Source organism: Collimonas fungivorans (assembly GCF_001584145.1).
GTDB classification, from domain to species: Bacteria; Pseudomonadota; Gammaproteobacteria; order Burkholderiales; family Burkholderiaceae_D; genus Collimonas; species Collimonas fungivorans.
In genome coordinates this window covers 1,772,866-1,784,474 of the sequence record NZ_CP013232.1, presented here as the reverse complement: position 1 = coordinate 1,784,474, position 11,609 = coordinate 1,772,866, and the positions used below count along the sequence as shown (strand labels likewise).

The 11,609-nt window shown below is 61.5% G+C and carries 7 protein-coding genes; 2 read left to right on the top strand and 5 right to left on the bottom strand.

The features are described from left to right. Positions 1 to 211 precede the first annotated feature (211 nt). Positions 212 to 2,368, top strand: a complete 2,157-nt coding sequence (locus CFter6_RS07630) for a cyanophycin synthetase (RefSeq protein WP_061539416.1) — start codon at positions 212 to 214, stop codon at positions 2,366 to 2,368. Positions 2,369 to 2,443: 75 nt separating this feature from the next. Continuing rightward, the gene (cphA, locus tag CFter6_RS07625; RefSeq protein ID WP_061539415.1) at positions 2,444 to 5,014 is read left to right on the top strand and encodes a cyanophycin synthetase; all 2,571 of its coding nucleotides are present in this window, start codon (positions 2,444 to 2,446) and stop codon (positions 5,012 to 5,014) included. Positions 5,015 to 5,027: 13 nt separating this feature from the next. Here cphA and CFter6_RS07620 read toward each other — a convergent pair whose 3' ends face one another. The 5 genes from CFter6_RS07620 to CFter6_RS07600 all read right to left on the bottom strand — a co-directional run bounded on the left by CFter6_RS07620 (position 5,028) and on the right by CFter6_RS07600 (position 11,567). Further along, the gene (locus CFter6_RS07620) at positions 5,028 to 6,416 is read right to left on the bottom strand and encodes an MFS transporter (protein WP_257722413.1); all 1,389 of its coding nucleotides are present in this window, start codon (positions 6,414 to 6,416) and stop codon (positions 5,028 to 5,030) included. 156 nt (positions 6,417 to 6,572) lie between these two features. Continuing rightward, the gene (locus CFter6_RS07615; protein WP_061539413.1) at positions 6,573 to 7,085 is read right to left on the bottom strand and encodes a cupin domain-containing protein; all 513 of its coding nucleotides are present in this window, start codon (positions 7,083 to 7,085) and stop codon (positions 6,573 to 6,575) included. A 32-nt stretch (positions 7,086 to 7,117) separates the two neighbouring features. Further along, positions 7,118 to 7,819, bottom strand: coding sequence for a two-component system response regulator KdpE (kdpE, locus tag CFter6_RS07610; protein ID WP_061539412.1), 702 nt, complete (start codon positions 7,817 to 7,819; stop codon positions 7,118 to 7,120). Continuing rightward, positions 7,816 to 10,587, bottom strand: coding sequence for a two-component system sensor histidine kinase KdpD (kdpD, locus tag CFter6_RS07605; RefSeq protein ID WP_082814651.1), 2,772 nt, complete (start codon positions 10,585 to 10,587; stop codon positions 7,816 to 7,818). Before kdpD ends, kdpE begins: the two co-directional genes overlap by 4 nt. A gap of 218 nt (positions 10,588 to 10,805) precedes the next feature. After that, positions 10,806 to 11,567 carry a TorF family putative porin gene (locus CFter6_RS07600; RefSeq protein ID WP_061539410.1) on the bottom strand — a complete coding sequence of 254 codons (762 nt, stop codon included), beginning with the start codon at positions 11,565 to 11,567 and terminating at the stop codon, positions 10,806 to 10,808. Positions 11,568 to 11,609 lie beyond the last annotated feature (42 nt).

Here is an 11,609-nt window from a genome sequence, read left to right as displayed (position 1 = left end):
CCTATCGTGTTTTTCAGAAACGTTACATTTCGTTACCATAACCCTATCATTTTGCTATTTTAAGTGAGCTTCTGTAAACCGATTCACGTATTAGCGCGTTACAGATAGTTGCAGGGTGTTGAACCGACATAAAACAAGAAAAATTTTCAGCACTCACGTAGCCCTATTGCAGCCCTATTGCAGCCCTATCGCACAGCCTCATTGCTCACTCATGAAAAACATTGAAATTCTCCGCATCATGTCGCTACGCGGTCCAAATATCTGGACCTACCGCTCAACCCTTGAGGCGTGGATCGACATTGGCGAACTGGAAGATTTCCCTTCAAATACCTTGCCCGGGTTCAACCAGCGCCTGACCAGCTGGCTGCCTACCCTGATCGAACATCGCTGCAGCTACGGCGAACGCGGCGGTTTTGTCCAGCGCCTGCAAGACGGCACCTGGCCCGGCCACATCCTCGAACACGTCACCCTGGAACTGCAAAACCTGGCCGGCATGCCCGGCGGTTTCGGCAAGGCGCGCAGCACTTCGGTGCGCGGCGTCTACAAGGTTGCGGTGCGCGCGCGCCACGAACAGGTCACCCGCGCCGCCCTGCACGCTGCACGCGACCTGGTCATGGCTGCGATTGAAGACAAGCCGTTCGACGTCCCCGCCACTATCACCGAACTGCGCAGCATGGTCGATTCGCGCTGCCTGGGGCCAAGCACGGCCTGCATCGTGGAAGCAGCAGACGAACGACGTATCCCCTCATTCCGCCTGACCGAAGGCAACCTGGTGCAACTCGGCCACGGCATCCGCCAGCGCCGCATCTGGACCGCGGAAACCGACCAGACCAGCGCCATCGCCGAAAGCATCTCCAGCGACAAGGACCTGACCAAGAGCCTGCTGCAGGCTTGCGGCGTGCCGGTGCCAGAAGGACAACTGGTGGAAAGCGCCGCTGAGGCCTGGGAAGCGGCGGAAGACATCGGCTTGCCGGTGGTGGTCAAGCCTTCCGATGCGAACCATGGCCGCGGCGTCTTCATCGACCTCAATACCCAGGCCGAGATCGAAACCGCCTACACGCTGGCGCTGCAAGAAGGCAGCAGCGTGATCGTCGAGCGTTTCATCCGCGGCAACGAACACCGGCTGCTGATCGTCGGCGGCCGCCTGGCGGCAGCTGCGCGCGGCGAGCCGCTGTCCATCAGCGGCGACGGCAAGTCGACCATCCGCCAGCTGATCGACAGCCAGATCAATTCCGACCCGCGCCGCGGCGAACTGGAAGAATGTCCGCTCAGCCTGGTGCTGCTGGACGATGAACCGGTGGTGCGGGTAGAGCTGGAACGGCAAGGCTTCAACGGCGAATCGATCCCACCCGCAGGCAAACAAGTGCTGATCCAGCGCAACGGCAACGTTTCCATCGACGTTACCGACCTGGTCCACCCCAGCGTCGCCGCCGCGGCCTCGCTCGCCGCACGCGTGGTGGGCCTGGATATCGCCGGCGTCGACCTGGTGGCCGAAGACATTTCCCGGCCGCTGGAAGAACAGCGCGGCGCGATTGTCGAAGTCAATGCCGGCCCCGGCCTGCTGATGCACCTGAAACCGGCCGAAGGCCGGCCGCGCCCGGTTGGCCGCGCCATCATCGAACACTTGTTTGCCGCTGCCAACAATGGCCGCATCCCTATCGTCGGCGTCACCGGCACCCACGGCAAGACCACGGTCTCGCGCCTGATAGCCTGGCAGTTGCACCTGAGCGGCAACCATGTCGGCTTGGCTTGCGGCGACGGCCTGTATTTCGCCCAGCGCCAAGTCGAAAAGGGCGACCGCGCCAATTGGGAATCGGCGCAACGGGTGCTGATCAATCGTGCGGTCGAAGCAGCGGTGTTCGAAAACAGCCACGACACTATCCTGTCGGAAGGCCTGGTCTACGACCGCTGCCAGGTCGGCGTCGTCACCAATATCGCCGCCGGCGACAGTTCGCCGCAGTACTACATCAGCGATGCCGAGGAAATGGTCAAGGTCACCCGCACCCAGGTCGATGTCGTGCTGCCTAGCGGCGTCGCCGTGCTGAATGCCGCCGATCCGCTGGTAGCGGGCATGGCGTCGCTGTGCGATGGTGAAGTGATCTTCTTTGGCCTCTCCCCTACCCTGCCGGTGATCGCCGAACAGCTGGAGCAAGACAAGCGTGCGGTGTTTGTCCGCAACGACCAGATCATGCTGGCGGTCGGCAAGAATGAAATGCTGCTGGCCGACATCGCCACCGTGCCGCTGATTGCCCGCAGCAAGGACAGCTTCCAGGTGGAAAACGTGCTGGCGGCAGTAGCAGCGGCATGGGCGCTGGACATCTCTCACGATCTGATCCGTGCAGGGATAGAGACCTTCGAAATGGCTTAAAAAGCTAAGCAGGACGGCTGCTGCCGATCCTGCTTTTTTATTGGTAATTATTGGTAATATTAGGAAAACCTGTTGATGGACGTATCACGTATCCGAGTACTTCGCGGCCCCAATCTGTGGAGTCGACATACCGCTATCGAAGCCATTGTGTCTTGTCCCGATGTCGAGCGCGCCATTGCGGGCATCGCCGGTTTCGAAGCCAGGCTGCGTGAACGCTTTCCAAAAATCGGCTTTTTGGAGGCCGGCAGCAAGAACGAAGTGGTGTCGATGGCGCATGCGCTGGAGATAGCAGCGCTCGGACTGCAGTCGGAATCCGGTTGCCCGGTCACCTTCAGCCGCACGGTGCCGACGCTGGAAGGCGGCGTCTACCAGGTCATCGTTGAATATACCGAAGAAGAAGTCGGCCGGCTGGCGTTCCAGCTGGCGCAGCAACTGTGCCAGGCAGCGCTGGACGACCAGCCGTTCGACCTGGCCGGCGCACTGGCCAGCTTGCAGGAACTGGATGAAGACGTCCGTCTCGGGCCTAGCACCGGTTCCATCGTGCAGGCCGCAGTCATGCGCGGGATTCCATTCCGGCGCCTGACCAGCGGCAGCATGGTGCAGTTCGGCTGGGGCAGCCGCCAGCGCCGCATCCAGGCCGCCGAAACCAACCATACCAGCGCCATCGCGGAATCGATCGCGCAGGACAAGGACCTGACCAAGAAGCTGCTGAACGCCGCCGGCGTTCCGGTGCCTATGGGCCGGGTGGTGTCCAGCGCGGAAGAAGCCTGGGCCGCGACCCAGGAAATCGCAGGCCCGGTGGTGCTCAAGCCGCGCGACGGCAACCAGGGCAAAGGCGTGGCGGTCAATATCACCGCTCGCGAGCAAGTCATGGCTGCGTTCGAAGTGGCGGCCAAGATCTGCTCGGAAGTGATTGTCGAACGCTACCTGCCGGGGCATGACTTCCGCCTGCTGGTGGTTGGCAACCAGCTGATCGCCGCTGCCCGCCGCGATCCGCCGCAAGTCATCGGCGACGGTGTGCGCACCATCAGCCAGCTGGTAGACCAGGTCAACAGCGACCCGCTGCGCGGCGATGGCCATGCCACTTCGCTGACCAAGATCCGCTTTGATGCGATCGCCCTGGCCACCCTGGCGAAACAGAATTACGCCGCGGATTCGATTCCGCAGCAAGGCGTGCGCGTAGTCCTGCGCAACAACGCCAACCTGAGCACCGGCGGCACCGCCACCGACGTCACCGAAGACGTCCATCCGGAGCTGGCGGCGCGCGCCGTCGCCGCGGCGCAAATGGTGGGACTCGATATCTGCGGCGTCGACGTGGTCTGCAACAATGTCCACCAGCCGCTGGAAGAACAGGAAGGCGGCGTAGTCGAAGTCAACGCCGCGCCTGGCTTGCGCATGCACATCAGCCCTTCCTACGGCAAGGGCCGTGCGGTCGGCGCCGCCATCATGTCGACCATGTTCGCCAGCGGCGACAACGGCCGCATCCCGCTGGTAGCGGTGGCCGGCACCAACGGCAAGACCACTACCGTGCGCCTGATCGCCCACCTGCTGGGGCGCAAGGGACTGCGCGTCGGCATGACCAATTCCGACGGCGTCTACATCGAACAGCAACGCATCGATACCGGTGACTGCAGCGGTCCGCGCAGCGCCCGCAATGTCCTGATGCATCCCGACGTCGACGCCGCCGTGTTTGAAACCGCGCGCGGCGGCATCTTGCGCGAGGGCCTTGGCTTCGATCGCTGCGATGTCGCCGTGGTCACCAACATCGGCATGGGCGACCACCTCGGGCTGAGTTATATCAGCACGGTGGAAGACCTGAGCGTGGTAAAACGCGTGATCGTGGAAAACGTCGCGCCCGGCGGCCACGCCGTCCTCAACGCGGCCGACCCGATGGTCGCCAGCATGGCCAAATCCTGCACCGGCTCGGTCACCTTTTTCGCCCACGATTTCCATCACCCGCTGATGACTACCCATCGTGCGCAAGGCCACCGGGTGGTGTACCAGGACGGCAACGCCATCGTCGCCGCCAAGGGCAAGCAGGAACATCGGATTTTGCTGCAAGACATTCCGCTGACGCGCAACGGCGCCATCGGCTTCCAGATCGAAAACGCCATGGCGTCGATTGCCGCAGCCTGGGCGCTGGACCTGGACTGGGAAGTGATCCGCGCCGGCCTCAGCACCTTCGTCAACGATGCCGCCACGGCGCCAGGCCGCTTCAATGTATTCGATTACCGCGGCGCGACCCTGATCGCCGACTACGGCCACAACCCGGATGCGATCCAGGCGCTGGTCAAGGCCATCGACAGCATGCCAGCCAAACGCCGCTCGGTCGTCATCAGCGGCGCCGGCGACCGGCGCGATATCGATATCCGCCACCAGACCGAAATCCTGGGCGATGCTTTCGACCAGGTGATCCTGTACCAGGACCAGTGCCAGCGCGGCCGCGCCGACGGCGAGGTGCTCGGTCTGTTGCGCGAAGGTTTGCAAAACGCCCGCCGCACCACGTCGACCGAGGAAATCAACGGCGAATTCGTCGCCATCGATACCGCCTTGTCGCACCTGGCGCCGGGAGATCTTTGCCTGATCCTGGTCGACCAGGTCGAAGAAGCGCTGGCGCATATCGCCAAGCGTATCGCGGAAGTTTAAATTAAAACCGCTATCAAGCCGGCTTATGTCCGGTCAATGCAGAGCCCGCATTCAAAGGCAAGCGCCGGGTGACCGGAATCGAGGCCAACGAAAACAGGCCGATGACAATGAAGGCCGGCCAGAAATCCCCCGCCACGATGGTCGAATGCCCTTGCAAACGGCTCGACAGATGCACCGCCAGGCCGCCTATGGTCACTCCCAAACCCAAGGAAATCTGCTGCACCACGCTGGCCAGGCTGGTGGCCCGGCTGACGTCGGCGCTATCGAGGTCGGCGTAAGCCATGGTGTTGAGGCAGGTGAATTGCATGGAAGGGAAAAACCCGCCCAGCAGCACCACCGCCATCATCACCAGGTAGGGCGTGGTCGGCGTGAACAGGCCGTACGAGGCCAGCGCCAGCCCGGCCAGCACTGCATTCCAGATCAGCACTGAACGGAAGCCGTAACGGCGCAGGACCGAGGTGCCGATGGCTTTCATGAAAATCGCACCGAAAGCAGAGGCGCAAGTAATGGTGCCGGCGTGGAAGGCATTCATGCCAAACCCCACCTGCAGCGCCAGCGGCAGCAGGAACGGCACGGCGCCCAGCCCGATGCGGAACAGCGAGCCGCCAATGACGCTGGCGCGGAACGTCGGGATCCGCAGCAGGCGCAAGTCCAGCAGCGGAAACGGTTCGCGCCTTGCATGCAGCAAATACACATACAAGGTCAGGCCGCCCAGCACGCACATGGCGAACGCCCACTGCGGCGCCAGCAATTCGCCGTCGATCAGAGACAGGCCAAGCATCAGCAAGGTGCTGCCGATAGCCGACAGCACAAAACCCTTCATGTCGAGCGGCTGCAGATCGTCGGAACGGTAATTTTCGATATAGCGGCTGGCCAGGTACATGCCGAGGATGCTGATCGGCACATTGATCAGGAAAATCCAGCGCCAGTGGAAATAAGTCGTGATGAAACCGCCCAGCGGCGGCCCGATCACCGGTCCCAGCTGGGACGGAATGGTCAGGTAGCTGATGGCTTTCACCAGATCAGTACGCGGCACCGAACGGAAAATGACAATACGCCCCACCGGCACCATCATGGCGCCGCCTATGCCCTGCAAGAAGCGCGCTGCGACAAACGCCGCCAGCGAGCTCGAGGCTGCGCACATCAGCGAGCCGCCCAGGAACACCAGGATGGCGGCACGGAACACGGTGCGTGCGCCGAAACGGTCGGCGACCCAGCCGCTGATCGGGATGAACACGCCGAGGCCGACCACATACGAGGTCAACGCCAGTTTCAGGGTAAGGGGATCTTGGCCGAGGTCGCGCGCCAGTACCGGCAGCGAGGTGGCAATCACCGTCGCGTCCATGTTTTCCATGAACAGCGCGCAGGCAACAATGAGCGGAATGAGAAGAGTACGTGGCACTGCCGATAACCGTAGGGTAAACAAAAAGACAGATGCAAGCAGTTTGCATCTGTCTGCCCGATAGTTTACACCTATTCCTGGAATTTGGCAGGATGTACGATGACTGCTTTCTTTTCAGGACAACTTCCGTTGCCCCGGATCGCCCCCCTCCTACCTTCAGAACGGCCCGTTGGACTCCCGCAATTTGTCCGGCAAACCATCATGCGGACCCAGCGGCTGTTTCGGCACATCCAGCCAAAGCTGTTCGCCGATCTCGGCATTGCGCTGCGCGTGCAAGGCGTAATAAACCTGGTTGTCGGCGCGGAAGCGGTCGCCCACCACCAGCAAGCGCACATCGGTTGCGGTATTGTTGATGAAGGTATGCGCGAGGCCGGTGCCGGGTGCAAAGCCGACGCCGTCTCCCGGCGCCAGCCGGTGCAAATGACCGTCCAGCCAGACATCCGGCGCGCCTTCGATGACGTAGACGAATTCTTCCTCGGTCTTCTCGGCATGCGGCCAGGAAGTGCGGCGGCCAGGCTGCAGCAGTTCATGATGGATGCCGAGGCGGTTCAGGCCGAAGACGCGGCCGAACGGCGAACCGATCGACATCAGCTCGGCGCTGCCGGGATAGCTGGAATCGTCCGCGCCCTGGATCTCTTGCCAGTGTTTGATGCATTCCGGTCTGGTCATTGTCTTCTCCGTTTTTTCTCGTTCATTGGCCTTTACTGGGACAGCAGGATCCGGTAGCCAACTGCGGTTTCGGTCAGCAGGTGCTTGGGCTGTGCCGGATCGTCTTCCAGCTTCTGCCGCAAGTGTCCCATATAAATCCGCAGGTAGTGGCCGCTCTCCGAATGCGACGGCCCCCACACTTCTTTCAGCAGCTGCGGATTGGTCACCACCCGGCCGGCATTGGCCACCAGCACCGACAGCAGGCGATACTCGGTCGGCGTCAGGTGCACCTGCTGTTGCGCCTTGGTGACCAGCCGCGCCTGCAGGTCCAGCGTGACGTCGCCGAAGCGGATCAAGCCATCGTCGCCGGCCAGCGGCTGGTGCTGCCGCCGCAGCGTGGCGCGCACCCGCGCCAGCAGTTCGCCGACGCCGAACGGCTTGCTCAGGTAATCGTCGGCGCCGGCATCGAGCGCCTTGATCTTGTCGGTTTCATTGACCCGCGCCGACAGCACGATGATCGGCACACGCGACCATTTCCTGACATCCAGGATGAAATCGATGCCATCGCCATCCGGCAGGCCGAGATCGAGGATCACCAGGTTCGGCTTGCGGGTGCCGCAATCGATCAGGCCGCGCTGCATGGTGGCCGCTTCGAAAATCTGCCAGCCCTCATCCTCGAGGGCGGCGCGTACAAAACGCCGGATCTGAGGTTCGTCTTCGACCAGCAGTGCTATGGGTGTAGGTTGTATCGTCATGCGTTCTCCGTATCGTCACCGGCGCTCGGTTCGTGTTCTTCCAGGTCCGGCATGCTGGGCGGCGCACCGAGCGGAATGGTGAAGATGAATTCGGCGCCGCTTTCGCCGCGATGGCCGCTGCGGGCATGGATGCTGCCGCCATGGGCTTCCACGATTGCCCGGCAGATGGCCAATCCGAGTCCGACGCCGGGTTTGGCCGATTCGCGCTCGCCGCGCGTGAATTTTTCAAATATCGTATCTTCCATGCCGCTCGGCAGCCCCGGTCCATCATCGGCGATGGTCACCGTCAGGAAACGTGCATTGGCTACGGCTGCTAAAACAATGTGGGAGCCGGGCGGCGTGTATTTGGCGGCATTCTCCAGCAAATTGCACAGCACGCGTTCGATCAGCACCGCATCGAAATGGACCAGCGGCAACTCGTGCGCCACCCTTATCTCGACCTGGTGTCCGTGCAGCGCTGAACCGCTGGCGCGCAATGCACTGCCGACCACTTCCTCGAATGGCTGCCATTGCAAATTCAGCTTGACCTCTCCGCTCTGGATACGCGCCATGTCCAGCAGGTTGGTCACCAGCGCGCTCATGCGCAGCATTTCGCTGTGCAGTGCGCTGGCCAGCACTTGCTGGTTCTGCTGCAATGGCGGCTTCGACAGCACCAGCGACTCGGACAAGCCGATCAAGGCGGTCAGCGGCGTGCGCAAATCGTGCGACAGCGCCGACAGCAGGGAGTTGCGCAAACGCTCCGACTCCATCCTCACCAGAGCGTCTTGCGCCACTTCGACATAGTGCACGCGCTCCAGCGCAATCGCGGTCAGGGTGGCGAAGGTATACAACTGTTGCTGCTGCTCCGGGATCAGGATCCAGCGCCGGTTATGCGGCAAGATCACCAGCACGCCCCGGGTGCGCATCGGCGCCACCAAAGGCAGATAGAGATAATTACTGGCTGGCAGGGTATCGGTGCCGATGCCTGCGCTGCTGGCATTGTCGAAAGCCCACTGGGCGATACCCATGTCGAGCGTGGCGGCGACATTGGCCACATCGTCCGGTATCGCCGCCGGCAAGTTCAGCCGGCCGGCATCGTCAGGTATCAGCAGCAAGGTCTTGGCCTGGAAACTGTGCTGCAAGAACTGTCCGCTGGTCTCGAAGATCTGTTCTGTCTGCAGCACTCCCGACAAGGCGCGGGCAAATTCGAACAAGGCGCGCGAGCGCGCTTCGCGGTCCGAGGCGATCCGCGCCTGGTAGCGCAGCCCGGAGGTCAGGTGGCTAATGGTCAGGCCGACCGCCAGCATCACGCCGAAGGTCACCAGGTACTGGAAATCGCTGACGGCAAACGAAAAGCGCGGCGGCACAAAAAAGAAATCGAAGGAAGCGATGCTCAACAGCGCGACAAAAATCGCCGGTCCGCGGCCATAACGGATAGCGATCAGGACTTCCGCCAGCAGATATAACATGACGATGTTGGCCAGGTCGAAAAACGGCAGTATCGGCGTCGCCAGTAAAGTCACCAGCACGCATACCGCCAGCGCCCAGGCATAACCCCACCATTCGACCCGGTTCTGCATCGGCAAGTGGCGCGGCAGGATGCCGCCGGCGCCCTCCTCGGCTTTTTCCGCAGTGCCGGCCGAGCTTGCGCCGATGGCGATCAGGTCGATATCGCGGGCATGGGCCGCGATCCGCGCGGAATGGCTGGCTTGCCAGGGAAAGCGGCGCTGGCTGCGGCCGATGATGATCTTCGAGAAATTGTGGCTGCGTGCATAACTGGCCACAACCTCGGCTACTTCGCTGCCGGCCAGTACAGCAGTGGTCGCGCCCAGGTCCTGCGCCAGCTTGAGCGTCTTCAGGATGCGCTCGCGCTTGGCGGAAGGCAGGCGCTGCAGTTTCGGCGTCTCGACATACACCGCATGCCATTCGGCATTGAGCTGGGTCGCCAGCCGTGCGGTGCTGCGGATGACATGTTCCGCGCTGGGCGACGGGCCAACGCAGGCCAGCAGGGCGGCGTCGGTCTGCCACACCGCGCCTATCGACTTCTCGATCCGGTAGGCCTGGACATCGCCCTGCAAGCGATCCGCGGTGCGGCGCAAAGCCAGTTCGCGCAGTGCGATCAGGTTGCCTTTGCGGAAAAAATTGCGCGAGGCGCGTTCCGCCTGCGGCAGCTTGTAGACCTTGCCTAGTTTCAGCCGGTTCAGCAATTCGTCGGCCGGCAGGTCCACCAGCACCACTTCATCGGCAGCGTCGAATACGGTGTCCGGCAATGTTTCCGCGACCCGGATGCCGGTGATGCCGCCCACCACATCGTTCAGGCTTTCCAGATGCTGGACATTGAGCGTGGTGAATACATCGATGCCGGCATTCAGCAACTCTTCCACGTCTTGCCAGCGCTTCGGATGGCGTGAGCCGGCTGCATTGGAATGCGCCAGTTCATCGACCAGTATCAACGATGGCTTGCGCCGCAAGGCAGCGTCGAGGTCGAATTCCGGCAGCTGCTTGTCGCGATAAGCGACCTGCTTCATGGGCAGCAGTTCCAGCCCGTTCAGCAACGCAGCGGTTTCAGCGCGGCCGTGGCTTTCGATCACTCCCGCCAAGACGTCGCGCCCCTCGCCATGCAACTTGTGTGCGGCGCTGAGCATGGCGTAGGTTTTGCCGACGCCGGCCGAAGCGCCGAAATAGATGCGCAGCTTGCCGCGCCCGGCCAGGCTCTCCTGCACCTGCAGCCGCGCCAGCAAAGCATCCGGATCCGGACGCAGATCGTCGTTTGAATAGGGTGAGGACACTGATTGCCTTGTGAAAGCCATCGATAAGACGGTTAGATAAAATCGTAGCGCTAATTGTAGATGGAATCCAGTTATCGCTACGATATACCGAAATCCGCATGAATTCCTTGCCCGTATCGGGGCTGATACCGGGGCCGATACCGGGACCGCAACGGCAAACAGGCCGGAAGACTCTGCGCCTTCCGACCCGTACTATTGAAACCGTCGGTCAGCAATCCTTAGAATATCTTGGCCGCCGATACTACCAGCGCGGTTTTCCCCAGGTTCTTGCGATCTGGCCCCGGGCCTACATAGTTGTTGGTATCGGTGCCGATCACGGCCACACTGGCGGACAGGAAACCGAAATCCTTGGTCAGGCCGACTTTCCAGTCGTTATAACTGGAAGCCGAGTTGTTTTTGACGGTTTGATGGCCGGCATGCAAATTGACCGTATAACCGTTGCTGACATCGATATTGGCGCCGATATCCAGGTAACCGCTGTTCTTGCTGTTGGCAAAGCCAAACAGATTGGTCAGCGACTGCGAATATTTGACATATGCGGGACCGTAGCCAAGCTGGCCGTAGAGTTCCGTGGTATTGGCGTCCGGATTCAATTCATTGGACGGATATACATACGTCAGGACGCCGAAATCGTAGCTCAAGTCCTGGGTGAAATTGCCTTTCTTGCCGGCGTAGACATCCCATTCGATATTGCCGTCGCCGCCGCCGTCCTTGACCCATTTGATAGTCGACAGCCAAGTGCCGACATACAGCCCGGTAGGAGCGTTGCTATAATCCGCGCCGCCTTGCAGGGCCGGTTTCAAGCGTGTCTGGGAAATGCCGCGAAAGCGATAGTCGGAGACCAGGCTGGCATTGAACGTCAGGGAATTGTCAGGGACAGCAGCTTCAACAGGCGCCTCTTCAGCCTGCGAGAAATTTGCAGTGAAGGCGGTAACACCGATGACGGACAGCAGGCCAGCAAAATAGATGATTTTCTTCATATGTTCCAGATAAGACAAAGATAGCGTGGTGTTTTATTTCAA